Source organism: Mariprofundus ferrooxydans PV-1 (genome assembly GCF_000153765.1).
In the GTDB taxonomy this organism is placed as follows: domain Bacteria; phylum Pseudomonadota; class Zetaproteobacteria; order Mariprofundales; family Mariprofundaceae; genus Mariprofundus; species Mariprofundus ferrooxydans.
This window is the reverse complement of sequence record NZ_DS022295.1, coordinates 498,666-525,606: the sequence shown is the minus strand read 5'-3', so window position 1 is coordinate 525,606 and position 26,941 is coordinate 498,666. Positions and strand designations below refer to the sequence as shown.

Annotated in this window: 22 protein-coding genes; 20 read left to right on the top strand and 2 right to left on the bottom strand. The window is 51.1% G+C overall.

Going from position 1 to position 26,941, the window contains the following annotated elements:
• Positions 1-124: 124 nt before the first annotated feature.
• From carB to SPV1_RS09305, 18 genes are all read left to right on the top strand, one after another.
• Positions 125-3,340, top strand: coding sequence for a carbamoyl-phosphate synthase large subunit (carB, locus tag SPV1_RS09390; protein ID WP_009850942.1), 3,216 nt, complete (start codon positions 125-127; stop codon positions 3,338-3,340).
• A 79-nt stretch (positions 3,341-3,419) separates the two neighbouring features.
• Complete coding sequence (gene greA / locus SPV1_RS09385; RefSeq protein WP_009850941.1) at positions 3,420-3,893, top strand: transcription elongation factor GreA; 474 nt, start codon at positions 3,420-3,422, stop codon at positions 3,891-3,893.
• A gap of 39 nt (positions 3,894-3,932) precedes the next feature.
• The gene (locus tag SPV1_RS09380; protein ID WP_009850940.1) at positions 3,933-4,430 is read left to right on the top strand and encodes a DUF4149 domain-containing protein; all 498 of its coding nucleotides are present in this window, start codon (positions 3,933-3,935) and stop codon (positions 4,428-4,430) included.
• The gene (locus tag SPV1_RS09375) at positions 4,415-5,488 is read left to right on the top strand and encodes an AI-2E family transporter (RefSeq protein ID WP_009850939.1); all 1,074 of its coding nucleotides are present in this window, start codon (positions 4,415-4,417) and stop codon (positions 5,486-5,488) included. Before SPV1_RS09380 ends, SPV1_RS09375 begins: the two co-directional genes overlap by 16 nt.
• Before the next feature lie 108 nt (positions 5,489-5,596).
• Positions 5,597-6,262, top strand: a complete 666-nt coding sequence (locus SPV1_RS09370; protein ID WP_009850938.1) for a YfgM family protein — start codon at positions 5,597-5,599, stop codon at positions 6,260-6,262.
• Positions 6,263-6,270: 8 nt separating this feature from the next.
• Entirely contained in the window at positions 6,271-7,452 is a 1,182-nt protein-coding gene (locus SPV1_RS09365; protein WP_231288363.1) for an outer membrane protein assembly factor BamB family protein, read from the top strand.
• A 9-nt stretch (positions 7,453-7,461) separates the two neighbouring features.
• The gene (gene der, locus SPV1_RS09360) at positions 7,462-8,832 is read left to right on the top strand and encodes a ribosome biogenesis GTPase Der (protein ID WP_009850936.1); all 1,371 of its coding nucleotides are present in this window, start codon (positions 7,462-7,464) and stop codon (positions 8,830-8,832) included.
• A gap of 37 nt (positions 8,833-8,869) precedes the next feature.
• Entirely contained in the window at positions 8,870-9,298 is a 429-nt protein-coding gene (locus SPV1_RS09355; protein WP_009850935.1) for a type II toxin-antitoxin system RatA family toxin, read from the top strand.
• Positions 9,298-9,612, top strand: coding sequence for an RnfH family protein (locus tag SPV1_RS09350; RefSeq protein ID WP_009850934.1), 315 nt, complete (start codon positions 9,298-9,300; stop codon positions 9,610-9,612). Before SPV1_RS09355 ends, SPV1_RS09350 begins: the two co-directional genes overlap by 1 nt.
• A gap of 759 nt (positions 9,613-10,371) precedes the next feature.
• Positions 10,372-12,717, top strand: coding sequence for a type I restriction-modification system subunit M (locus SPV1_RS09345; protein ID WP_009850932.1), 2,346 nt, complete (start codon positions 10,372-10,374; stop codon positions 12,715-12,717).
• A complete protein-coding gene (locus SPV1_RS09340; protein WP_009850931.1) occupies positions 12,717-14,105 on the top strand; it encodes a restriction endonuclease subunit S in 1,389 nt (462 codons plus the stop codon). The genes SPV1_RS09345 and SPV1_RS09340 overlap by 1 nt, the downstream gene beginning before the upstream one ends.
• Positions 14,106-14,177: 72 nt before the next feature.
• Positions 14,178-15,077 (top strand): hypothetical protein, encoded by a 900-nt coding sequence (locus tag SPV1_RS09335; RefSeq protein ID WP_040881793.1) that lies wholly within the window; start codon positions 14,178-14,180, stop codon positions 15,075-15,077.
• A 24-nt stretch (positions 15,078-15,101) separates the two neighbouring features.
• The gene (locus SPV1_RS09330) at positions 15,102-16,934 is read left to right on the top strand and encodes a DUF262 domain-containing protein (RefSeq protein ID WP_009850929.1); all 1,833 of its coding nucleotides are present in this window, start codon (positions 15,102-15,104) and stop codon (positions 16,932-16,934) included.
• 39 nt (positions 16,935-16,973) lie between these two features.
• Positions 16,974-17,960, top strand: a complete 987-nt coding sequence (locus SPV1_RS09325) for a phospholipase D family protein (protein ID WP_009850928.1) — start codon at positions 16,974-16,976, stop codon at positions 17,958-17,960.
• Positions 17,957-18,829, top strand: a complete 873-nt coding sequence (locus tag SPV1_RS09320) for a hypothetical protein (RefSeq protein WP_009850927.1) — start codon at positions 17,957-17,959, stop codon at positions 18,827-18,829. The genes SPV1_RS09325 and SPV1_RS09320 overlap by 4 nt, the downstream gene beginning before the upstream one ends.
• Positions 18,830-18,950: 121 nt before the next feature.
• Positions 18,951-22,223, top strand: a complete 3,273-nt coding sequence (locus SPV1_RS09315) for a type I restriction endonuclease subunit R (RefSeq protein ID WP_009850926.1) — start codon at positions 18,951-18,953, stop codon at positions 22,221-22,223.
• Between the two features lie 200 nt (positions 22,224-22,423).
• Positions 22,424-22,648 (top strand): hypothetical protein, encoded by a 225-nt coding sequence (locus SPV1_RS09310; RefSeq protein ID WP_009850925.1) that lies wholly within the window; start codon positions 22,424-22,426, stop codon positions 22,646-22,648.
• Positions 22,649-22,673: 25 nt separating this feature from the next.
• A complete protein-coding gene (locus tag SPV1_RS09305; protein WP_152909359.1) occupies positions 22,674-23,084 on the top strand; it encodes a hypothetical protein in 411 nt (136 codons plus the stop codon).
• Between the two features lie 243 nt (positions 23,085-23,327).
• Here the strand turns inward: SPV1_RS09305 and SPV1_RS09300 are convergent, their stop codons facing one another.
• Entirely contained in the window at positions 23,328-23,660 is a 333-nt protein-coding gene (locus SPV1_RS09300; RefSeq protein WP_009850923.1) for a hypothetical protein, read from the bottom strand.
• 109 nt (positions 23,661-23,769) lie between these two features.
• Positions 23,770-24,378, bottom strand: coding sequence for a ferritin family protein (locus SPV1_RS09295; RefSeq protein ID WP_231288362.1), 609 nt, complete (start codon positions 24,376-24,378; stop codon positions 23,770-23,772).
• Between the two features lie 228 nt (positions 24,379-24,606).
• Here SPV1_RS09295 and SPV1_RS09290 point away from each other — a divergent pair, with 228 nt between their 5' ends.
• Both SPV1_RS09290 and SPV1_RS09285 read left to right on the top strand, forming a co-directional pair.
• Positions 24,607-25,581: an Abi family protein gene (locus SPV1_RS09290; protein ID WP_009850921.1), complete on the top strand. Its 975-nt coding sequence runs from the start codon at positions 24,607-24,609 to the stop codon at positions 25,579-25,581.
• Positions 25,582-25,859: 278 nt separating this feature from the next.
• Positions 25,860-26,702, top strand: a complete 843-nt coding sequence (locus SPV1_RS09285; protein WP_009850920.1) for a DNA ligase — start codon at positions 25,860-25,862, stop codon at positions 26,700-26,702.
• The last annotated feature ends 239 nt before the right edge of the window (positions 26,703-26,941 follow it).

Below are 26,941 nucleotides of genomic sequence, written 5' to 3'. Positions count from 1 at the left end.
ATCACAGCATTCACTTTGCCAATAGTACGGGGTACGCTAGTGTTGGCGCTAATGGCGGGTGAGTCACGGGCTTGCCCGTTTTTCTGTGTCCGGAACTGTTATTCCCCAAGGAGTCGCTGAGAACATGCCACGTCGTACAGATCTTCATTCGATTATGATTTTGGGAGCAGGGCCGATTGTTATCGGTCAGGCTTGTGAGTTTGATTACTCCGGCGTTCAGGCCTGCAAGGCGCTGAAGGAGGAGGGGTATCGGGTTATTCTGGTGAACTCCAATCCGGCCACGATTATGACCGACCCGGAATTTGCCGATGCTACCTATATCGAGCCGGTGACATGGGAAGTGGTCGCGAAAATCATCGAGAAGGAACGGCCGGATGCCATTCTGCCTACGATGGGCGGACAGACGGCGCTTAACTGTGCCCTGAGCCTGAACAAGCACGGTATTCTGGAGAAGTTCAACGTCAAGCTGATCGGCGCACAGCCCGATGCCATCGATATGGCGGAAGATCGTGAGCGATTCAAGGATGCGATGGACAGGCTGGGTCTGGAAATGGCGCGCGGCGGCTTTGCCCATTCGATGGATGAAGCGCGCTCGCTGGCATCCGATATCGGTTATCCGATTATTATCCGTCCATCCTTCACTCTCGGCGGCTCCGGCGGCGGTATTGCCTATAACCCTGAAGAGTTCGAGCAGATTGCCGCATCCGGTATTGATGCCAGCCCGACCGACGAAATTCTGGTGGAAGAATCGATCATCGGCTGGAAAGAGTTCGAGATGGAAGTGATGCGCGATCATGCGGACAACTGCGTCATCATCTGTTCGATTGAAAATCTGGACCCGATGGGTGTCCATACCGGCGACTCGATCACGGTTGCGCCGGCCCAGACACTGACCGATAAGGAATACCAGCGCATGCGTAATGCATCGATTGCGATTCTGCGCGAGATCGGTGTTGAAACAGGCGGCTCCAATGTGCAGTTTGCCGTTAATCCGGTGGACGGCCGTCTGATTGTTATTGAGATGAATCCGCGCGTATCCCGCTCCTCGGCGCTGGCCTCCAAGGCTACCGGCTTCCCGATCGCGAAAATTGCGGCAAAACTGGCTGTCGGTTTTACGCTTGATGAGATTCGTAACGATATTACCGGCGAAACATGGGCGGCATTTGAGCCATCGATCGATTACGTGGTTACCAAGCTGCCGCGTTTTGCCTTTGAAAAATTCCCGGGTGCCGATGTCAGGCTGACCACACAGATGAAGTCGGTCGGCGAAGTGATGGCGATCGGTCGCAGCTTTACCGAATCACTGGGTAAGGCCATGCGCGGGCTGGAGACCGGCACCAGCGGCTTTGATTTGAAAATCCCGGAAGATGTTGATGCCGAGCGTTTCCTGCAGGAGAAGCTGGCGATTGCCGGCGAGCAGCGACTCTGGTGGGTCGGTGAGGCACTACGTGCCGGCTGGAGCGAAGAGCGCGTCTTTGATGTGACCCGTATCGATCCGTGGTTTGTGCGTGAAATCAATACGGTCATCCAGCTCGAGCAATCGCTTGTTGGTCGTGATGCATCCCTGCTTACGGCTGCAGAGTGGCGATATGCCAAGCGCGAAGGGTTGTCTGATATTCGTCTGGCTGCCCTGCTGGGTGAAAGCGAGTCGGCCATCCATGCCATGAGGCAGGCGCACGGCGTGCTGCCCGTATTTAAACGGGTGGATACCTGTGCGGCCGAGTTTGAAGCGCATACGCCGTATCTCTACTCCGCCTATGAGGATGAGTGCGAGGCGCGTCCAACCGGCAAACAGAAGATTATGGTACTCGGCGGCGGTCCCAACCGGATCGGTCAGGGTATCGAATTCGATTACTGCTGTGTACACGCCGCTTTTGCACTCTCGGATGACGGTTATGAAACCATCATGGTCAACTGTAATCCGGAAACGGTATCGACCGATTATGATACATCCGATCGCCTCTATTTCGAACCGCTGACATTTGAAGATGTCATGGCCATTGTCGATGTCGAGCAACCGGCAGGCGTTATCGTGCAGTTCGGCGGCCAGACGCCGCTGAAGCTGGCTGAGTCGCTGGAAGCGGCCGGTGTACCGATTATCGGCACTAATCCGGATATGATCGACCTGGCAGAGGATCGCGAGCGTTTTCAGAAACTGTTGCATGAGCTGAAGCTGCTGCAACCGGAGAACGGTACGGCACGCTCCACCGATGAAGCGCTGGCTGTGGCTGCAAACATCGGCTACCCGGTGGTGGTGCGTCCATCTTATGTGCTCGGCGGTCGTGCCATGCAGGTTGTGCACAATGAAAAGGGGCTTCTGCGTTATATGCGCGAAGCCGTGCAGGCCTCGCCCGATCATCCGGTACTGCTGGATCGTTTCCTGAACAACGCGATCGAGCTGGATGTGGATGCACTCTCCGATGGCAAGCGTGTGGTCATCGGCGGCATCATGGAGCATATCGAGGAGGCGGGCGTACACTCCGGCGATTCAGCCTGCTGTCTGCCGCCGCACTCGATTTCTGATGCGATTATTGACGAAGTACGTCGCCAGACCGCAGCACTGGGACTGGCTCTGCATGTGAAGGGGCTGCTGAATATCCAGTTTGCCGTGCAGGGTGAAACCATTTATGTGCTGGAAGTGAACCCGCGTGCATCCCGCACCGTGCCGTTTGTCTCCAAGGCAACCGGCAAGCCGCTGGCCAAAATCGCGGCGCGTATCATGGTCGGTCAGTCGCTGGATGATCAGGGTATAGATGAAATTGCCCAGCCGACCACCTTCCGGGCAGTCAAGGAAGCGGTATTCCCGTTTGTGAAGTTCCGCGGTGTTGATCCGCTGCTGGGGCCGGAAATGAAGTCGACGGGTGAGGTGATGGGCATTGCCGAAGTCTTCCCTGCCGCGTTTTCCAAAGCGCAGCTGGGTGCAGGACAACGCCTGCCGGAGAGCGGCACGGCATTTATCTCGGTCAAGGATAGCGACAAGCCTGCAGTGGTACAGTTAGGCCGTCTGCTCGATGATGCCGGCTTTACGATTCTGGCTACCGCCGGCACCTATACCGTGTTGACCGGGGCCGGTATCAAAGCCCAGGTTGTGCCGAAGGTGACTGATGGCGAGCGTCCGCATATCGTGGATCGACTGATTAACGATGAGGTGGACTTCATCGTCAATACCACCGAAGGCGTGCAGGCGATTCATGACTCGCAATCGATCCGTCAGGCGGCGCTGGTGCGCGAAATTGTATATTTCACCACCATGGCCGGCGGACTGGCTGCAGCAGGTGCGATGGTTGGACATTTTGATGTCACTGCCGTTAAAAGTATTCAGGAATATCATAAAGGTTGAGGAGAGCAGGTGAAACAGGAGTAACTCCTGTAGCGTATTGCTTATCCCTCATGCCTGACCCCAAACTTAAGGAGAATTAATGGAACGTGTTCCCATGACAAAAAAAGGTGCTGAAGAGTTGAAGCAGCTGCTGGCTTATCTCAAGGGTGAGAAGCGTCATCAGATTGTATCCACGATCGAATCGGCACGAGCACACGGCGATCTGTCGGAAAATGCCGAATATCATGCAGCCAAGGAAGAGCAGGGCATGAATGAAGGCAGAATCACGGATATCGAAGACAAGCTGGCGCGTGCACATGTGATTGACCCGGCAACCATCAAGGCTGAAAAAGTGGTCTTCGGCGCCACGGTTGAGCTTATTGATGTGAACCAGGGCACCGAAGTGACCTATCAGATTGTCGGTGTGGATGAAGCCGATATCGAAAAAGGGATGGTGTCGATCACATCACCGATCGCCCGTGCCATGATCGGCAAAGAGGAAGGCGATCTGGCTGTGGTACAGGCGCCGGGCGGAGAGCGTGAATTTGAAATTCAGGCCATTGAGTACGTCTAGTGGGTATGGCAAAAGTGCGGAGTGGAGTGATCAGGCGCTATGAGCGTTAACTGCATCCGCATCGGCGCAACACGGCTCTGCCTGGCTTTGATGCTGGCTCTGCTGGTGGTGCCCGGCTATATCGTTGCGCCGGTCCTGTTCAGTACGGCTCCCAGTCAGAGTCTGGCCGGAGAAATTGCTGGAAACATATTCCATATCAGCCTGATATCATTGTTGTTTCTGGCTGCAGCTACGGCTGCATTCTGGATGCGTATGCAGGACGGAGGCGTTGGTCGCCGGCGCTGGATACTGCTGCTGACGCTATCGATTCTGGTGGCTGTTAATGCCTTTGCACTGGCGCCGGTGATGGCTGAGATCAAGGCTCAGATGGGACCGATTGATCTGGTTGCCAAAGATGATCCACAGCGCCAGCTGTTCGGCATGTGGCACGGTATCAGCGCCGTTATGCATCTGATCTCCACTCTGCTGGCTGCACTGCTGGTCGCCATGGGTCCTGTCGGACGATCACCGGATAAGGGATCATGTCAATCTTCATAAACTGGCTGAGGCAACGTCTGGCGGATACCGAGTTGGTGATGCTGATAACATCGCTGTTGGTCATATTCCTGTTGCTGGTGTTGCTGGTGCCTGTGCTGGCGCCGCTGTTGCTGGCGATTGCACTGGCGTATGTACTCGACGGTGTGATTGAACTGATGACCCGCTGCCGGTTGCCGCGCATGTTGGCAATCGGTCTGACCGTTGGCGGCGCGCTGCTACTGCTGCTGTTTGCACTGCTGGCCGTGCTACCGCTGCTCACCGAACAGATTGGCCGGCTGGCGACCCATGCGCCGCAATATATGCAGTCGCTCAGAGATACATTGCATCAGTTGCAGGCGAACTATGCCGAATGGATTAACCCGGATTATCTGCAACAGATCATCGCCGGAGCGACGGACAAAATGCAGGAGTGGGGCGGGGCCTTGTTCAAGTTCTCCATCGCATCGATTCCGGGCATGATCACATTGCTGGTCTACGCCGTACTGGTGCCGGTGCTGGTCTTCTTTCTGCTCAAGGACAAGCAGCTGATTATGAGCTGGGCGCAACAGTTTCTGCCCAGGGAGCGCACGCTGCTGCAGCGCGTATGGCGTGAACTGGATATCCAGATCGGCAACTATATTCGCGGCAAATTCTGGGAAGCATTCATCATCGGTTGCGCGATGTGGGTGGTCTACTGGTGGATGGGGCATGATTATGCACTGCTGCTGGGCGTGCTGACCGGCCTGTCGGTATGGATTCCGTTTGTCGGCATGGCCGTGGTTACGGTGCCGGTCATCCTGTTATCCTATTTTCAGTGGGGCTGGTCGGATACGATGGCTTACGGGTTGCTGGCCTATGTCATTGTGCAGGCGATCGATGCCAACGTTATCGTGCCGTGGTTGTTTTCTGAAATTGTTAACCTGCATCCGATCGCCATTATCGTTGCTATTCTGATGTTCGGCAGCTTGTGGGGTATTGTCGGCGTTATCATTGCCATTCCGATGGCAGCTTTGGTTAAAAGTGTTGTCTCTATTATTCTCGAGCGACGGCACGGCGCTGTCGGGTCTGAATCAGGCTGACATTGACAGCAGGGGGTGGCCTTTTAGGCTGCAGCCTCTTTATTTTTTAATTATAAAACCTATTTGCCCTGCGCGGGCGTAAGTCGAGACCGCTTCAGGAAGGAAACCATGAATAAGAAAGCATCAGACAAGACAGCAGAGCCGGTAGTTGTGGAGCCTGTAACGTCAAAAACCGAAATGGATGAACTCAAGCGGGAGATGCGCTCAGCCGAGTGGAATCACTGGGCGGAAAAGAACATGCAATCGCTGCTGGTGGCTGCCGGTCTGGTTGTTGTCGGATTGATCGCAGGCGGCATGTGGCTGGAGCATAGTCATAGCCGGCAGGATGCCGCAGCCAATCTCTATGAGCAGGCTCTCGGTGAAACCGATGCAGCGAAGAAAACAGCATTGCTGGAGAGTCTGGCCGGCGATTTTTCCTCCAGCTCATACGCGGCAATGGCACAGTTGCAGTTGATTGCGACAGACAGCAAGCATGCCGACGCACATTACCAGGCGCTGATTAGCAACTCATCTGCGATGGATGAGTGGAAGTGGCAGGCCAGGCTCGATCTGGCACAGTTGAAAATCGAACAGGGCGATGCAGCAGCAGCTCATACACTGCTTAAGGAGCCTGTCGGTAAAGAGTATCAGCAGTTACGTTATTTCCTGCTGGCCGGTATTGCCAAAGATGATGCGGAGAAGAAGAAGCAGCTGCAGAAGGCACTCGATGCAGCCGCTCCCGATCAGGGGCTTAAGCAGCGCATTGAGTCCCAGCTCGCAGGTCTTGCATCCTGATGCCACGCATGGTGCGCAGCTCCTTAATCCCTCTGCTGATCGTGTTGATGAGCAGCGGTTGCTCTACGATCAGCGGCTTATGGCATGATGATGCCTCCGCATCCACCGGCGAGAAGACGGTGCAACAGCCGGCCGGCAAGGCCATTGCATTGCAGTGGGAAACCGATCTGGATCAGAGAAAACCGGCATCGCCGCCGGGTTTCAGTCTGCCTGCGGTCATCACCACGGCTGCCGGCGAGCGTATTGTTGCAGGTTCACAGGATAGCCGCCTGAGAGTCTATGATGCCGATGGCAGTGAATTGATGCGTATTGCGCTGGATGCTCCGGTGGAATCCGGTGCACTGCAATTAGCCAATGGCGATATTGTTGTCGGTGATGTCGGCGGCAATCTCTACGGCGTGGATCTGAAGCAGGGCGTGATCAAATGGCGCTATACGCTCAGCTCGGCGCTGATCGGTCAGCCTGTTGTGCTGGGCAATGATTTCGTTATTCAGACCTCCAATAATCAGATCTATCGTTTTACCGCCGATGGCAAGAAAGTGTGGAGTTTTTCAGGCCTGCTTGGCGGACTGGCCATGCATCTGTCGCCTTCGCCGGTTGTCTATAAGGATCGTATCTATGCAGCACTGAGTAATGGTGATGTGGTGGCGATGAATGCTGCCGACGGCGGTTTCTTGTGGAAGCGTCAGACAGTGCTGAGCAACGATGCGGCAGTATTAAGCGAGCTTAAAGTGCCTGTTGCTTCGCCAACCATTATTCCGGCGTCTCAGTCCGGTGGCAGTGAAGATATGCTGGCTGTGCCGGTTTTTCAGGGCAAGTTGATCTTCATCTCCCTGCAGGACGGCAGTACACTGAGAACGCGGGATATCTCATCAAAAGCATCGCCTTTGCTGATCGGCAGTACGCTGTTTGTGGCCGATGCTCACGGCGCAGTCAGTGCGCTTGATGCTGCAAACGGGGCAACCCTGTGGAAGCAGCAGATCAGTGACGGTGAGCTGACCGGACCTGTGCTGGTGGGCAGTCTGTTGTGGTTTGCTGATGATCATGGTCGGGTTTACCGGATGGAGCAGGATGGTCGTGTAGCTGGCCGGATTGCGCTTGACGGACGTATTGATCGCACACCGGTTGCTACAGGCAACGGTGGTGTGCTGGTACGTAACAACCTCGGCATCCTTTATATGCTGCGATAGGTTGTAACCTTGAACGAAGAGATTATTCAGAAAAAACAAACGGGCAGATTACCTGTTGCAGCAATTGTCGGGCGTCCCAATGTCGGCAAATCCACGCTGTTTAACCGCCTGATCGGTGTGCGCAAGGCGATCGTGGGCGATCGGCCGGGTGTTACGGTGGACAGGCTGGAGAGCGAGTTCATGCTCGGTGATCGGCATGTGATACTGGTCGATACCGGTGGTATCGGTGAAGGTACGCATGACATCATGCAGCCGGCGATCGATATACAGGTTGATGCGGCGCTGGAAATTGCCGATATCGTGATCTTTACCGTCGATGCGCAGTCCGGTGCAACCGGTGTGGATGCTGTGATTGCCGATAAACTGCGCCGGCAGGGGATGCCCCTGTTGCTGGTGGTGAACAAGGCCGAGCGCGAAAACAGTGCTACCGATTTCTACGGTCTGGGTCTGGGTGAGCCGCTGCCGGTTTCAGCCATTCACGGGCAGGGTATGCCGGAGCTGCTGGATGCACTTGCTGAGCTGCTGCCGGAAATGCCGGATGATCAGGCGCTGGAAGAGGAAGAGAAGCCGCTGGCCAATATCGCCGTGATCGGGCGACCGAATGTCGGTAAATCAACACTGATCAATGCCTGGCTCGGACGTGATCGCATGGTGGTCAGCGAGATTGCCGGTACCACCCGTGATGCCATCGATTCGATGCTGCCGTTTCAGGACGGCTTTGTGCGACTGGTGGATACAGCCGGCCAGCGCAAGCACGGTCGTATCTCCGATGTCATTGAATTTGTTGCGCGCGTTAAAGCCGTGCAGGCATTCCGTATGGCCGATGTGGCTGTGATGCTGCTTGATGGTGCCGAGGGCATTGTTGAGCAGGATATGCGGCTGATGCAGCTGGCGCAGGATGAGGGCTGCGCATTGATTGTGGCGGTCAACAAGCTGGATCTGCTCAGCGAGCAGGAGTGGAAATATTTTGCCGAGCGGCTGAACTTCCGCATGCGCGGAATGACCGATATCCCGGTGTATCGCGTTACGGCAAAGCAGGGGAAAGGTGTGAAGCAGTTGCTGCATGAGGCGGTAAAAGCCTCTGTGCGCAATCATTTCACCATCGGTACGGGCGAGCTTAACCGCTGGCTGGGTGATACGCAGGAGGCGCATCATGCTCCCAGTGATGACGGCTCGATGGTGCGCATGAAATATGCATCCCAGACCGGTACCAATCCGCCATCGTTCAAGATCTTCTGTAACCGGCCGGGTAAACTCAAACCGACCTACAAGCGCTATCTGGAACAGGCTTTCCGCAAGACGTTCGATCTAAGCGGTGTACCGATCCGCTTCTCCTTTGTCGGCGGTACCAACCCGTATGCGGATAAGGGCAACAAATGATCTGCTGCGCTAACCGGTTGTCGGGTCAGTAGAGATCGTGCGCAGCTTTGAAGAGACGCGGGTGCTCCGCTGTACGGTGGACAAGATGTTCGCCGTGGTCATGGATATCGAGGCCTATCCCGATTTCCTGCCGTGGGTGGCAGGCGCTTCGGTGCTGACCAGCCAGGATGGCGAGCTCACGGCCGAACTCGTGGCCGATCTTGCCGGCACCCATCACAAGTTTCGCACCATTGACCGCTATATTACCAACAAGCTGGTGGAGATCCGGCTGCTGGACGGGCCATTCCGTTTTCTGGAGAGCATCTGGACCTTCGAACAGGTGGGGGATGATCAGTGCAAGGTGCATTTCTCTATTGAATTCGAGTTTCGCAGCATGATGCTGGATCTGGTAGCCAGTCCGATTTTCACCACGGCCTGCAAGTCGATGGTGCAATCGTTTGAGAAACGCGCGATGGCGATTGACTGATGCATATCTCGATTGTTTACGCGCTGCCGAATGAGCAGTTCCTTGAGTCGCTGGATGTCGCCGAAGGCACCACGGCGGAAGAGGCGCTGCAGGCATCCACGGTACTGGAAAAATTTCCGGAGATTGATCTGGCCGTAAACAAGCTCGGTATCTACGCCAAGCTGATCAAAGCCACTCAGGTACTGGAGAACGGGGACAGGCTGGAGATCTATCGTCCGCTGCCGCGCAAGCCGCGCGATGCACATGCCGTGGAAGATAAAAAAGCGCGCATCCGCGCCCGCAAGGAAAGCCGCGCCGCCGGCGACGAGGCCTAAACCCGCTGATCCGGTTCTTAAACCGGATTCACCAACCGTAAAACAACATCCCCAAAAGTCGTCTCTGTCTGCCGCCCCAACAGGGCGGGAGGGAGATATCTGTGCGCTCAAAATCCGTTTGTTTGCAGATTTTCACAGGGTGATTTCCACCTCTTAATTAAGACTATGTATTAGGGTATCTCCCTAAATAACCATTAATGTTAGCTTTATTGATAAATCCGGAATGCCACATATAATACGCCCATAAAATATGTTCCCGGAGCAGACACATGAGTAATAAATTATGGTTTAAAAGGTTACAATTCTATGGCGGCATTTTCATCATTATCGCACTGTTTTTTCTGATGGATAAACTGGGCGCCTGATCCCGTAAAACCCCGGCATGCGAGCATTTTTCGCACGCCCCGCACATGATCACTGCTTCACCAACCGGTGGGTCAAAACGCCGTACCCGATAGCACCACTCCCAATAATTGCTTCCGCAATTCCTCCTGCACATTCTCCCGACACCAAAAAGTTCCGACACCTCACTGATTCGCCCCCATTCAGCGCACTTCATCGAACTATAGCCATCGCTATCCGCATAGGTGGTGTGAAACCTCCGCTACAATATGTCCGGTTCTATGCTACACTCGCTCGGCAATGTTTGGGAGAGGGGATGGTACCGCTTTTTAGTACCGGACTGATTATCGATGCACTTTTAAATTACAACGATTTGTTCCCGTCACCTTTGAAAATACGACTATTGGACTGTAGCGAATGAGCGAAACACCCAACAACCTGGCCGCCTATATCTGGTCACTGGCCGATCTGCTGCGCGGTGACTTCAAGCAGAGCCAGTATGGCCGTATTATCCTGCCGTTTACGCTGCTACGCCGTCTGGAATGTGTGCTGGAGGTCAGCAAGGAGGCGGTGCTGGCTGAGCATGCCCGGATACAGGGTATGGGGCTGCCGGAAGAGGCACAGGAGAAGTTTCTGCTCAAGGCTGCCGGCCTCTCCTTTTTCAACACCTCAAAGATGGATCTATCCAAGCTGGGTGAGTCCGGCATCAAGGATAATCTGGAATCCTATATTCAGGGATTCTCCAGAGATGCACGCGAGATATTTGAGCACTTCAAATTCACCGAGTTCATTGGCCAGCTCAGTGATGCCAATCTGCTCTACAAGATTGTGCAGAAGGTGCGTCTTACCGACCTCAGCCCTGCGGCGATCTCCAACCATGATATGGGTAAGGTGTTTGAAGAGTTGATCCGGCGCTTTGCGGAAAGCTCGAACGAGACTGCCGGTGAACACTTCACCCCGCGCGACATTGTGCACCTGACCACTTCACTGGTGTTTATGGAAGATGACGATGCCCTGACGAAGCCGGGCATTATTCGGACGATTTACGACCCCACAGCTGGTACAGGCGGATTTCTCTCCGAAGGTATGGAGTATGTTGAGAAGCTGAATCCTCAAGCCGTGATGCGTGCTTATGGTCAGGAGCTCAATCCTGAGTCCTACGCGATCTGTAAGGCGGACATGCTGATCAAGGGACAGGATGTCTCCAACATCAAGCTGGGCAATACGCTCTCGGGCGATCAGCTCTATGCCGACAAGTTTGATTATATGCTCTCCAATCCGCCATTTGGTGTGGACTGGAAGAAGATCGAAAAAGAGATCAAGGATGAGCACGCCATCAAGGGTTTTGATGGCCGTTTTGGTCCCGGCCTGCCGCGTGTTTCGGATGGCTCGCTGCTCTTCTTGCTGCACCTGATCAGCAAGCTGAGACCGAACGAAGGCGATGGGCATGGACGTCCAAGTGTCGCGGGAGGCACGACGCCGGGAGCGACTGGTGGCCGCATTGGCATCATCCTTAACGGCTCGCCACTCTTCACCGGCGGGGCAGGTTCCGGTGAATCGGAGATCCGCCGCTATATCCTGGAAGCTGACCTGCTCGAAGCGATTGTCGCGCTGCCAACCGACATGTTCTACAACACCGGCATCGCTACCTATGTCTGGGTGCTCTCCAACAAGAAGGCGGCAGAGCGTAAGGGTAAGGTGCAGCTGATCAACGGTGTGAACCTGTGCGGCAAGATGCGTAAATCGCTCGGCTCCAAGCGTAATGAGATGAGCGATGATGATATTGCCACCATCACCCGCGCCTTTGGTGCCTTTGAAGTGATTGATGCCCGCGAGCTGAATAAGCCAGCCGAGCAGAAGAGCAATCGTGGACGGCAGTCGGAAAATCCGAAGAGCGAAACGCCGAAGACCTTCTCCAGCAAGATCTTTGCATCACATGAGTTCGGCTATCGCCGCATCACCATCGAGCGCCCGCTGCGCGAATCCTTCCGGTTCAGCGATGATCGCATCGAAACGCTGCGTTATGCCCCCGGCGCGCCGAATGCCGCCATGCAATGGATCTATGGCGAGTATGGTTCCGAATGGGGAGTAGAGGAGTACGGTGACCTGACTGTCCATGAAGAGGAGATTCGCAACCGCATCAAGAGCCACTTTGCAGCATTGAAGGAAAAACAGATCAAGGATCTGCTGGATCGCAAAACCTGGCTGGCCCAGCGCGCTATCATGCAAAAGGCCAAAGCGCTGCAGCAGGCCATCGGCACAGATCAGCACGATGATATGAATACCTATGATGCCATGCTGAAAAAGAGCGGCATCAAGCTGGATGCGACTGAGAAGAAGCAGATCACCAGTGCGGTCAGTTGGAAGAATCCGGAAGCCGCCAAAGTGATCAAAAAGGTGCACAAGAGCGCCGAGCCGAATGCCATCTACGGTCTGTTCGAGGTCGATGGAGAGGTGGTTGAATATAAGCCGGACAGCGATCTGCGTGACAATGAAAACGTGCCGCTCGATCCATCACGCCCGGTGAACGAAACCAACGAGGCCTATTTCGCTAAAGAGGTGCAGCCGTATGTACTCGATGCCTGGATTGATGCCTGCAAGCGCGATGCGAAGGATGGAGAGATCGGCATCGTCGGCTATGAAATCCCGTTCAACCGCCACTTCTATATCTATCAACCGCCCCGCGATCTGGCCGAGATTGATGCTGACCTGGATAAGGTCAGTGCTGAGATTATGCAACTGCTGCAAGAGGTGCATTCCTGATGCCAGGCAAGTATCCGCCTTATCCAGAGTATAAGGATTCTGGAGTTGAATGGCTGGGGGAGATACCTGCTCATTGGGTTTTGACCCGTACTAAGTACATTTCAGAGTTAACCCCGAAGAAACCTAAAATTTCTCGTGACAAGGAATGTAGTTTTATTCCAATGGAAAAACTTAAGACAGATTCAATTGTTTTAGATGAAGTGCGGACTATTGATGATGTTTATGATGGATATACTTATTTCGCTGATTCAGATGTGTTGATGGCAAAAGTAACTCCATGCTTTGAGAATAAGAACATTGCAATAGCTCAGGATCTGGTAAATGGAGTTGGTTTTGGCTCTTCTGAAATATATGTAATTCGAGCTAATCAAAGGGTGTCTAACAGATTTCTATTTTACCGATTACAAGAAGATAGCTTCATGGAAATTGCAATCGCAGCTATGACTGGGGCTGGCGGCTTGAAAAGAGTCCCATCAGATGTTTTGAATAATTACATTGCTGCTGTCCCACAGCATGATGAACAAATGGAAATTGCCAACTTTCTCGACCGTGAAACCGCCAAAATCGACACCCTGATCGAAAAGCAGCAGCAGCTGATCAAGCTGCTGAAAGAGAAGCGTCAGGCCGTGATCAGCCATGCCGTCACCAAAGGCTTAAATCCCGATGCCCCCATGCGCAATTCCGGCATCGAATGGCTAGGCGAAGTCCCGGCGCATTGGGAAATAAGCAGCCTAGGCTTTGAGTGCTCTGTAAAAGCTCGGTTGGGGTGGAAAGGTCTAAAAGCCGAAGAATATGTTGATGAAGGATACATTTTCTTAGCAACACCTAACATAAAAGGCGAAAAAATTGATTTTGAGAATGTTAATTATATTACCAAGGCAAGATACGATGAATCACCAGAAATCATGCTTAATGAAGGCGATGTCTTAGTAACGAAAGATGGATCAACCACAGGAACTACGAATATTGTAAGGGAGTTACCCTCACCGGCTACCGTCAATAGTTCGATAGCCGTTCTACGAAGTGTGGGTAGAATAGATAGTAGTTATTTATATTACTTTTTTGTTTCGACTTATGTTCAAAACGTAATTAAACGAATTCAAGGCGGCATGGGTGTACCTCATTTATTTCAAGCTGATTTAAGAAAGTTCAATGTGTTGATGCCACCATTCAAAGAACAAAAAGAAATTGCTGCTGAAATTGATATGAGATTGCCAAAGTTTGATGATTTAATTGCCAAGGCTGAATATTCAATATTACTTATGAAAGAGCGCCGCACAGCCCTGATCTCTGCTGCTGTTACAGGCAAGATTGATGTGAGACATCATGTCTCACACCCTACGGGCGACTTACAGTCGTCCAAATCGGCTATCCATGCCGATTTGTGATGTTCGGCATCATGCCCCATGCCCTGCGGGCGAGCAAAGCTCGTCCAAATCATCCATCCGTGGAGATTTGTGATGTACAGATTAGGCATTGATCCAAGTAAAGGATGGGTGTTTGAAGATGAAAGCGTGGTTTGGCCCACGCCAGTCATGAGTGTGGCGAAGTTTTTGGGTGCAGCAGGAAAGGAAGTCGCAAGCTCCGGCTTAAATCGTGAAGCACCTTATTATTTTCGGGAGGACTCTTTTGACCTGGTGAGTCGCGTTCGGCGAGGACGGTTCTATAAAGCTACGGGTCAAAGTGGAGGCCCATGGCGGGTTTATCCACACCCGATGGTTACCTTTCCTCATTTTCAACAGGACTCTGATGGCGCTTACAAAGCTTCCGGGCTAACCCACTATGAACCTTGGAAAATGAGTCGTGAGTTTGAGAGGCAGCAGGTTGCAGAGGTCTTGGTTCGACTGGGTGACGATACGGCATCGACGCTCTGGCAGGTGATACATTTGGAAACCGGTTTTACCGGGGAAGAAATTGTCATGCTGAAAGCGAGGCAAAGTTTTGGCGCTCTTCCTGCAGTAGATTGGAGCAAGGTGCCAGAATCAGCTGTTTCTGCCGTGCGGGAGAAGCTGGATACACTGGAAGATGAGTTTCACAGAGCTGGTGTTGAGTCCGTCGTGGATCGGGCTAGAGAAGCTGCAACAGCCATACTTAGCGCTTATTTGCAGAAGGAAGACATCGCAAAAGCCAAGGGTGAAGACCTGAGTAAACTGGTTGGCCTTTTGGTTGATTATTCGGGGAAACATGGGCGCCGGGTCGTTGCCTGTGCGGGAGAGATAGCGGCAAGACTGCATTCCAGAGGCAAACATGCAGAGCAGGAGGCTCGAGGTGTTCGTGAGTTGCGGGAGCAGGATGCGCAACTTGCTGTGCAATGTGTAGGTGTGATCCTGTGTGATTTGGGGTGGGCAGAGTGGAAGTGATTAAGCACTTTAAAGTGAGGATTTATGGGTAAGTTGGAAAACAAAATCGAAGCGAATGATCGCACCGTTCTGGAAGTGCTGGATAACAAAAAGTATACGGTGGATTACTTTCAACGCGAATACAGCTGGCAGCAAAAGCATATCGAGCAATTGGTAACCGATTTGACCTCCGCTTTCCTTTCCGAGTACGACTCAAGCCATGAGCGCAAAGAAGTAGCAAATTATAATAGCTATTATCTCGGACCATTCGTTCTCAGTGAAAAGGGTGGTAAACGAAGCATTATTGATGGCCAACAGCGCTTAACCTCCTTAACACTTTTTATGATTTATCTGAAGAATTTAGAACGTGATTATGGTTTAGTGTTAAAGCTTGATGACATGATCTACTCAGAAAAATTCGGCAGTAAATCTTTCAATATTACGGTTGAAGAGCGTATCCCATGCCTGGATAGCTTGTTCAACCAAGGGGCTTACACACCAAATAACGGCGATGACGAATCGACCCGGAATATGGCAGCCCGTTACGAGGATATTGAACCAGCCTTTCCCAAAGAGATCGACCAAACTTCATTACCATACTTCATCGATTGGATGAAAGAGCGGGTGGTGTTGGTAGAGATCGTCGCCTACTCGGATGACAACGCCTATACCATTTTCGAAACGATGAACGATCGAGGTATGAACCTGACCTCAACGGAAATGCTGAAGGGATTTGTGCTCTCCCGCTTCAAAGAGAATGAGGTTCGGCAGAAGGCCAACGACCTGTGGAAGGAGTCGATCCAGCAGCTACATTGTTTCGACAAGGATGAGGATCAGAGATTCTTTCAAGCTTGGTTGCGTGCCAAATATGCCGAAAGCATTCGCCCCGGCTCCGCTGGCTCCAAGAATGAGGACTTTGAGAAAATCGGCACGCGCTTCCATAGCTGGGTGCGTGAGAACCTGGAGCTACTGAAACTCTCTGACAATTCCCAAAGCGGCTTTGATACCTTTGTGAACGAGGATTTCACATTTTTTCGGGATGCCTACCTGAAGATAAGACAGGCGGAAGAAAGCCTCTCGCCTGCCCTGGAGCATGTCTATTACATACAGCAATGGGGGATTGCCAATTCGCTTAGTTATCCGCTCATGCTCGCCCCCTTGGTTAAGTCGGACACTCCTGAGATGGTCGATCAGAAAATCAATCTGGTCGCCAAATATATTGAAACCTTTGTGGTGCGCCGTTCGGTGAACTTCAAGAAGTTCTCCGCCAGCTCCATTCGTTACACCATGTACACATTGGTGAAGGAGATTCGCAGTAAACCACTGGATGAGCTGAAAGAGATTTTGACCCAGAAATTGAATGACATGGGACAGACTTGGAATGGTCTTGATGTCTTCCGGTTGCATGGACAAAACCGACGGTTTGTAAAGTTTCTGCTATCCCGTATCTCCGCATTCATCGATAAAAATGCCGGCAGAAACGAGACATTTGAGACCTATTATTTCAGCCCTGGTGGCAAGCCTTTTGAAGTCGAGCATATCTGGGGTAACAAGTTTGAAGAGCACACGGATGAGTTTGAGCAAAAAGGCGACTTCGACGAATACCGGAATCGGCTTGGAGGCTTAGTCTTATTGCCGCGCGGAGCCAACCAGTCCTATGGTGCCAAGCCGTATTCCGAAAAGATGAAGCACTACATCAAAGAAAACCTTTTTGTGCAGACACTCTGCCCACTGACCTATCAAAACAATCCGAATTTTCTGCGCATGAAAGAAACGCTTGGCCTGCCCTTTGAACCACATGAGCAGTTCAAGCAAGCAGACATCATTAAACGCCAGGAGCTTTATCGCAAAATCTGTGAAACGGTTTGGGCATTTTGATAGGCATCATAAAATTTTGCATACGGGTGGAATTGTAAGGTGTTCCTAGGTTCCTCTGAGAACACTGAGGCAATCTTTGAATTGCTCTCTTCCGCAAGAAGTATTCATTGTGCCGTCGCCTTTCTGGGTGGAAAAGCTGCAGAGGTTCTCAGAGATAGCGAAGCCAGCATCCGCATCGTTTGTAATCTTGATAGTGGAGCCACCAACCCCAATGTGGTCGAAGAACTGATGGGTTTGGGCAATATCCAGATAAAAAACCAACCCCTGCTCCATGCCAAAGTGTACCTAGGGGATGATATTGCCATCGTGAGTTCGGCTAACTTATCCTCGAATGGCCTCGGGCTTGAGGGTGACGAGACACAAGGTTGGCTCGAAGCTGGGTACAAAGTCTTGGATCATGATCAGTTGGCAAAGATTGAGACATGGTTATCCAGTGAGTGGGATGCGGCAAAGCCAATTAGCAAAGAAGATATTAAATCGGCAAAAGAGCAGTGGGAAAAAAGGCGAATAGCCAGGCCAGTTCAGACCAAACACTCCTCGATTCTCGGTGAGCTCCGCGATAATCCGGATTTCTTCAAAGACAAACGGGTCTACTTCACCATTACTCGCGATTGTCGCAGTGATAAGGCAGAAGAACTCCTTGATCAGCTGCGGATTAGTGACGGGCATGGTATGGATTTGGATGCTTATGAGGATTGGCCTGAGTTACCGGGCGATGCTTACTTTATCGACCTATATTATGGCCCAAGGGGGGGCTTTGAAGTGATGGGGCTCTTCAAGGCCGATGGCAAAACGGTGGTTAATGATAATGGCACATCACTGTTTCTATGCCGTAAAGTTGAAAGCATCTATGGCCTACAGCTTACTGAAGTAGACAAGGGGCTGTTGAAGGAAAAGATCAAGGTGCTGAACTACGATAATCAGGATGCCGTTTATATAGATATGAATACAGCTAGAGATCGGCTATTTGGTAAGACTAAAGACGAGGAAGAAAAAAACACTCAAATACAAAAGGTTATTTTATGAAGATTTTTGATTTGATTGGCACTGTGCCGAAAGTAGGGAGCCCACTAACTGTTAACGATTTTGAGAAGTTAACTAAAAAGGCTTCCCCTTATTATCAAAATGAGAACGGAAAGGGTAAGCATTATGCTGTTTGTCCAGTATGTAGAAATCCGATCGTAATTGTGAACTTGTATACCGACAGCAGTACTATCGAAGGGGATTCTTCACCTGCACCTTTGCATGCGAGGCATTCACAAAAAACAATCGTGGGCATTGCAGAATATGACGAAGCAAAATACAACGAATGCTATTTGGCTAATCCCGCTGTGTTTTCATGTACAGATCGTCGAATGGAAGGTGATGTAAGTAACGAACTGCTAGATCTCATTATCAACAATGCCAAAATAATTCGAACAATGATTAGCTCTGCGATTGGACTGAACGTCGGCGACAAATTGTTCGAGTCGATATTAAATGACTTCAAATCAGAGCAAGGGCACCTATATCGATTTGTGAATAGATATAATTTGCCATATGCGATTATTTATCTTATGAAAAATAGGTCAATTAACTATCAATATCTAAAGGGTGAAGTAGGTGATAAGTTGAAAGCCAGTATTAATGAATCTTTCAATAAATCAATTTTTATATCGAAAAACCAGATAAAGCGAAATGATTCAAGCGTTAGTCTGAATATGTTTTTTACTGAGCACAATCGAAATAAAAATACGGGTGAAGAATCATTATTGATGAATGTAGAGAAAAAAGAAGGGAGCAATAGCTCTATCATTTTTCAGCATAAGATTGAATTTGATACATCCCTCTTTATTAATTGGATTAATAAAGATCAGAGAAGTAGTGATATAGCCAGAAAAGTTTTCAAAAAGTGAGTTGTTGAATAACTCGGTTCTCTTTGAGAAAGAGCAACAGATCAGCTCAAAGGCAGGGGCAAGACAAAACTTTGTATGTGATTAAGCAGGGAAAAAGATAGATAATATAAGCAGGCATGGTATGAGTAAATCAGACGAGAAAACATTTCAGAACGACATGATCCGGCAGTTGCAGGCTAATGGCTGGTTGTTGGGTGATCCTGAGAAGTACAACCGCAAGCTGGCATTGTATGAAGAGGATGTGCTGGACTTTGTGCAGGAGACCCAGGACGCGCAGTGGCAGAAGTTCTGTAAGCTCTACCCTAATGATCCGGAGCGGAAGTTTATCGAGCGTGTTGCTACCCAGCAGAACAAGGCCGATCCCAATGCGGCACACAAGGAGATGCGCACCTTCGGCACGCTGGGCGTGCTGCGCCATGAGCTGAAGGATCGCGGTACACGCTTCTCGCTCTGCCAGTTCAAACCCGAACATGATCTGAACCCCGATACCCTGAAGCGTTACAATGCGAACCGCCTGCGCGTGGTGCCGGAGCTGGTATATTCACCATGGGCAACCGATGAGCATGAAGCTGAAACCGGCATTCGCGCCAAGCGCTGGCGCATTGATCTGGTGCTATTCGTAAACGGTATTCCTGTGGCAACACTGGAGCTGAAGTCCGAGTTCAAGCAGGCAGTGGAGAATGCCATCAAGCAGTACAAGACCACCCGCTTTGCTGTTGATCCTGTAACGAAGAACCCCGAGCCGCTGCTGACTTTCAAACGCGGGGCACTGGTGCATTTCGCGGTTAGTCAGTACGAGGTTTACATGACTACGCGGCTGGAGGGGGCGGATACCTTCTTCCTGCCATTCAACAAGGGCACAGCCGGCGGTGGAGCCGGTAACGATGTGCCTGAAGATGTGAATCAGTATGCCACCGATTATCTGTGGAACGAGGTGCTGCTGCCGGATAACCTGCTGAAGATCTTGGGCAGTTTTGTGCATCTGCAGATCGAAGAGCGTGAGGACTGGCAGGGCAAGAAGTACAAGAAAGAGACGATGATCTTCCCGCGCTATCACCAGTGGGATGTGGTCAATAAGCTGGTGAGCGATGCGAAAGCCGAAGGACCGGGGCATAAATACCTGATTCAGCACAGTGCCGGCTCCGGTAAATCGAACTCCATTGCCTGGACGGCGCATCAGCTCTCTTCGCTGTATGATGAGCAGGGCGACAAGCAGTTTCATTCGGTGATCGTAGTGACGGATCGCACCGTGCTTGATGATCAGTTGCAGGACACCATCTATCAGTTCGAGCATGTCGATGGGGTGGTGGGGCGCATCAACCGGGCAGAGGGAGATGGCTCTAAATCGGAGAAGTTGGCAGGGGCGCTGGAAGCGGCGCAGCCCATCATCATTGTGACCATCCAGACCTTTCCATTTGTACTCAAGGCCATAGAGAACAACGCCAGGCTCAAAGAGCGCAGCTACGCCATTATTGCCGATGAGGCGCACTCATCTCAATCCGGATCGACGGCCCGGCAGCTCAAAGAAGTGCTGATGATGGGGGGCAAGGAGAATGCCCCGGCTGATACTGATGAGGAGCTGACCAGCGAGGATATTCTTGATGCGGCAGTAGCAGCGCGCAGGGCGGCACCGAACCTCAGTTATTTCGCATTTACGGCGACGCCCAAGACCAAGACGCTGGAGTTGTTCGGGCGCTTGCCGAATCCTGATGAGCAACCATCAAAGAGTAACAGGCCCGAGGCTTACCATGTGTACAGCATGCGTCAGGCTATTGAGGAAGGTTTCATCCTCGATGTGTTGAAGAACTACACCAACTACAAGGTGGCCTACAATCTGGCGATGAAGATACAGGAAGCCGATCATGAGGTGGAGAGCAAGCGGGCGAAGGTGCGGCTGAATCAGTGGGTGCGTCTGCATGATTATAATATTGCGCAGAAGGTGCAGGTGATCGTTGAACATTTCAAAACGCATGTGATGGGTTTGCTGGGCGGTCAGGCCAAGGCGATGGTGGTGACCAGTTCGCGCAAGGAGGCGGTGCGCTACAAGCTCTGCTTTGACAAATACATCACTGAGAAGGGCTATACGAAGATTCATGCCATGGTGGCGTTCTCGGGCGAGGTGGAGTTTGACGAGCGCGATCCGAATGCGGCTGCGCTGTTGGGTGAGAAGTTTAGCGAAGGGAATATGAACCCGAACCTGAAAGGACGGGATATGCGCAAGGCATTCGATTCGGATGACTATCAGGTGATGATCGTGGCCAACAAGTTTCAGACCGGCTTTGATCAGCCGAAACTGTGCGCCATGTATGTCGATAAAAAGCTTGGTGGTGTGGAGTGTGTGCAGACTCTGTCGCGCCTGAATCGCACCTATCCGGGCAAGGCTGAAAGCGGCACCTTTGTACTCGATTTCTTTAATGATCCTGATGATATACTGAGTTCTTTTCAGCCGTATTATCAGACGGCTGAACTGGCAGATGTTTCCGATCCCAACCTGATCTTCGAGCTGTTCGAGAAGCTGCGTGCGGCAGGCATTTTCACATGGCAGGAGGTGGAGCAGTTCTGCAAGGCGTTCTTTGAAAAGAACAAGAGTAATGCGGCAATCTCCAATATCTGTAAGCCGGCGGTGCAGCGTTGGCAGCAGCGCTACAAGTCGGCTATTGCGGCATTCAGGCAGGCCAAAGAGATCTTTGAGCGAACCAAACAGAGTGGCGATCCGGTTTTGATTGCCAATGCGGAGAAGAGCTTCAAGGAGTGCAAGACAGAGAAGGATGCGCTGGAAATCTTCAAGAAGGATCTGGGTACCTTTGTACGTTTTTATGAGTTCATGTCGCAGATCGTGGAATATGACGATAAGGATCTGGAGAAGCTGAGTCTCTATGCGCGTCACTTGCGGCCAATGCTGCGAGAGGCAGTAGATGATGAGGATGATGTTGATCTGGGCAGTGTGGTACTCAGTCATTACAGGCTTTCCGAGATCCGGCGTCAGGATCTGGTGTTGGAGCCGGATTCACCAAACCCGTTGGAGCCGGGCGAAGGGCTGGGTACAGCCAAGGCCAGGGACAAGCAGGAAGAGTTGCTGTCGCAGATTATTCAGCGGCTGAATGAGCTATTCATTACCGATAACCTCACCGAGAACGATCTGGTGAACTACGCCTATACGATCAGGGACAAAGTCAGTGAAAACAGACGCGTCATGAGCCAGATTGCCAACAACACACCCGAGCAGGCAATGCTGGGCGATTTTTCCAAAGCTATTGATGATGCAGTGATGGACAGCAGTGACGCGCACCAAAACCAGATGATGCAGCTGCTTTCCGATCCGGCGCGGGCATCGGCTTTCTCGCGGGTGGTGTTCGACTTGTTAAGGTTAGGTGTTGCTGGCTATAAAGGGTGAGATAACTTCTTTCATCGTGGCGAACGACCAGAATAACCTTGTTCGTGTTATTAGAGGAGGCTTCAAAGTTGTGGTCAAAGGTGACGTTGATAGCGGAAGTTTGGAGGCTTAATGAAAGATTTCAATCTTGAGGTGATATATTGAGAGACTGGTTTCATGAGTTTCTAGTAGTTCTTTCCCACTCAGGGAGAACTCAGTTTATGATTGTAATTGGTGCTTTTTTTGCTGTTGGTCTTCTACTGCTGGGGGAGCACCTTATAAGCAACATGCAATTCTCTGGGTTTCTAAAGCCTTTGGAGGATGTGTATAAAGAAAGAATGTTTCGTTACTATGATAAAGTTGCATTGGGCATTCTTTTTTCATCATGGGTTGCGGCATACAAGTTCTATCATAGAGATAAAAAGCGGTTGTACGGCATGCTTTGATTCAAAGGAACGATAAATTATGTTGGTGCAGATACGTAAGAGAAATGAACAAGATGTTGCAGTGCTTCTTGATTGGGGAAAGATTGATCACCTATGGGTACGGTCAACTTTTCACCCTTTAGATAGGGAGCTACTGATTGATGCCTACAGTGAGCAGTGGTTTTTGAGGGAAGGCGATCAAGTCACATTTACTGTTGCTGAAATAGGACTCAACACTGACGATGATGCAATACTGTTTTGTAATGGCCGGAACAGAACAAATTTGATTTATAAACACCAGCCATATATCCCTGTTTCCTTTCCTGATGGTATTCCATGTCATAAAGAAATTCAGGGGGCGATCATCAAGGTACTTGAAACGGGTGATGCTGTAGAGCTTCCAGATCTTCCAGTTTTATCTGTTACAAAACTAAGGGAGCTGGCTGGTGAGAAGTGAAGTAGATTAAAACATGTGAATCGCCACTGAGTTTCTAGACTGACAGGCTTAGAGTGTCCATTTTGATATAAAAATGGGCATTGCTTGGTCCGACCAGAGTCGAGGCCTGAGTACGAGGGAACAGACCTCATTCCGATGTCGGTGTAAATGTCGGTGTAAATGTCGGTGTAAAACTGACCGAACTGAATCGATGGATCATTGAACAGATACAGGCAGGAGGCAGCCCCGCTGCACATCATATGCTTAATGGGGTCTTGAAAAGGTGTCCTTCATCCAGTCGTAGAGCTGTTGTTCGGTCAGAGACTGCAGAGGGATGGACTCGAATTCATCACCGGGGTCGGCGTCACGGCGGCAGAACTGATAGTTTGCCAGATCAGGCTGGGAGTCATGGAAAACCAGCAAAATGCGTTTGCCGGATTTCAGGCAATCGATGGTCATGACGTCGGAGGGAATACCGTAATTGCGCATCTGCTTGTTTACCGCGACAACGGGATTGATGTCTGCAAAATCGGTCTGAATCCTGGCGTGTGCCACTTCAATGGCTTCACAAATGCGGGCTACCGGTGGTATCTCCAAGCTAAACTCCTCTATAAAACTGCAAGCTTAGCAGGGATAAGAGGATGATACGACTTGAGCTATTCGAGAGTCCGGAAGCAGGGGAGACGCTCGCCCAGGCGTGGTGAGGTTAAGGATTCACCAGAGCCGCATATTTCTTGCGAAAGGCTGTTGTTTGCTTATCGCAGTAGCCGATATGCTCGGAAGTCATGACGAAGAATTTTTCAAAACGTTTTCTCGATTTCATATCAACGGATTTGTTCAGGTTTTCAAACACGATATTGATCTCTGATCCTTCAAGTTGATCCACCAGAGTCAGGGCCTCTGCCAGTGACACGCCGGCGAGGACGGATGCTTCCGCCTTTTTCATGAACCGATCAAAACGCTTAATTTCATCAAGATGAATCTGTTTGGACTCTTTCCAGTAATGGCCGCGCTCTATCTCCCTGCGCACCCTGGCAAGTACAATCGCGTGGCCCTCCTCATGGCGGGCAAGGTTTTTAAAAAATGCGGAGACATCGCTTAGTTCACTGAAGCGTTCAGAGAGCATGGTATAAATCTCCTGCGATTTCAGTTCATAGCCAATGAATTGATTCACAATTTCGGAGAGGTTCATGCTGGCCATATCCTTATGCGCATCCAGCTCATGACATTCGTTGATAATATCAAGAAATGTCGCATCTTTATCGGCAAACAGGGCATTGATAAATACACGCAGCCCGAAGCCTTCAATAATCACAATGGGATTCTGCAAGATTGCTTTTGTTGTAATGACACCCTGCATCGTTGCTTGCCTCCGTAAGATGAAGAACTAATGATATATGAAACAGCAACAGTGTCACAACCCATCATGGGTGATCTTGAATCTGGTGCCGAGGTCCTTCTGTTAGCCGGACTCAGCCATGAGTTATTGAGTTTTTTAACTGACACGATTATAACTGTTGCTAGTTAACTGCGGGGGAGAAGCATGTCATATAGTCGTCCGTGGAAATCATTTGAAGAACAGCTGGCCATGCTTAAATGCAGAGGCATGGTGGTTTCGGACGAAGCAAAGGCAATCAACTACCTCGAACGACTTGGTTATTACCGCCTTAGCGGTTATTGGTATCCATTTCGTGAGATTGTTTTTCGCAAGCAAGAATCAGGAAAAATTTCTTACCAGCGGCTGGATAACTTTGTAGCAGGAACACAATTCCAGGATGCAGTGCACTTGTATGTTTACGATAAGCAACTGCGCCTGCTCGCTTCGGATGCGTTGGAGCGCATTGAAGTAGCTATCAGGACAGGTATTGCGCACTTGCTTGGCGAACGGGATACATTTGCATATCAAAACCCGGCACTGTTTAACACGCGTTTTGTTGAAGTGAAACCCGGGTTTTCTGCGTCCAGGCACCAGCAATGGTTAAGTAAATTTGAAACCTCACTGTCTCGATCCAAAGAAGAGTTTGTCAAACATTATCGCCAGAAGCATGGGCTTCCTCTGCCGATTTGGGTGGCAGTAGAGACATGGGATTTTGGCATGTTCTCAATACTGTATTCAGGTATGCAATATAAGGATCAGCAAGCCATTGCTTCTAAATTTGGCATCAGCGAACCAGTCGTATTTGCTAGCTGGTTGCGCAGCCTGAATTACATCAGAAATATTTGTGCGCACCATAGTCGTCTTTGGAACCGTAACGTAGTTGATCAACCTAAGCTTTCTAAAGCCGGGGATGTGTTGGAGCTGGACTGTTTTCGAGATAAGCAGGAATTAATCGCAAGGCCATTTCTTATTTTTTGTATCATGCAGCATCTGTTAAATCGAATCTGCCCGAATAGCCACTGGAATGAGCGGTTTAAACAGCTGGTCCGTGAGTTTCCGGAAATTGGCGCAGGTGGAGGAGTATGTGCTGGCAATATGGGGCTTATTGAAGGTTGGGAACAATGGGCATTGTGGCAGTGATTACATGGCAATAAAAAACCCGCGCTTACATCCGGAGATGAAGGGGCGCGGGCCGTGTTGTGGCGTATTTTACGGGGATGGGCGCCAATAGCAATACTTTTGGTGTTTGTGGAAGAAGCGCGGAGATGGCGCAGTTGTAACGGCTTAGTCGGATCGTTGCGGTATGGGTAGGGCAAAGAATTCGCGTCTATAATCGGTTAGTCGAGGCCGCAAGGCAGGTCGAATCTAAAGAATATGACAGCGTTTTGCTGTTATTGCGCGCTTGATAAGGGGGCGAAATGAAACGAACCATTCTTCTACTCCTGACTTGCCTGTTCATCGCCGCGCAGACTTGGGGCGAAGAGGTGGTGCTGGCGAAAAAGTGGGATGCGGGAAGAGATCCTGCCGCCTATCTGGTCAGCGAGAAGCTCGATGGCGTGCGCTGCCTATGGGACGGGCATCATCTCTACACCCGCAACGGCAATCTTATCCATGCGCCGCACTGGTTTGCCGCAGGTTTCCCCTCGCGGGCGATGGATGGCGAGCTATGGATGGGCAGAGGGCGCTTCTCCGAAGTCGCCAGTGTGATTAGTCGCGGCAGTGCAACAGATCAGCGCTGGCATCAGGTGCAGTACCGGGTATTCGAGTTGCCGGGCATGGCAGGGGATTTCACTGCCCGCAGCCGGGAAATTGTGCGGCTGACAACAGATGCAGGAATACCCTGGCTGCTGCCTGTGCGGCAGTTCCGGGTGAAAAATGCAGCCGGGCTGCGTAAGAAACTCGAAAGTGTTGTGGCCGCCGGTGGCGAAGGGTTGATGCTGCACCGGGCCGATGCCCCCTATGTAAGCGGACGCTCCGCTCTGCTGCTCAAATACAAGCCGTATGATGATGCCGAAGCGCGTGTTGTGGCGCTGATTCCGGGGCGCGGTCGCCTGGCTGGTAAAACAGGTGCTATCGAGGTGGAGACAATGGACGGCAGACGTTTTCGTATCGGCAGTGGTTTTAGTGACAGCGATCGGGCTAATCCGCCGCCGATTGGTTCGATCATCACATACCGGTTCAACGGCCTGACCAGCAGTGGGTTGCCGCGCTTCCCGAGGTTTCTGCGCCTGCGCCCGGCCGATAAAACAGGGCGCCTTTGATCGGATGTTCATAGCGCATTATCGGGAAATATGGCTGAAGAAAGTTTTTTGATTTCCGGTATGCGATAGGTGCTTTTAAAGTTACATACTACTCTGCTAAAGCAGAGCATCCCCCTTTCTTTTGCGGAAAAGAAAGGGGTGAAAGACAAATCTGCAGGATAGCTGATTTGGACTGCATCAGGCAGCCCGCAGGGTGAGGCATATGGATGTGCCGAATCACAGCGCCCAATTTATTCAAT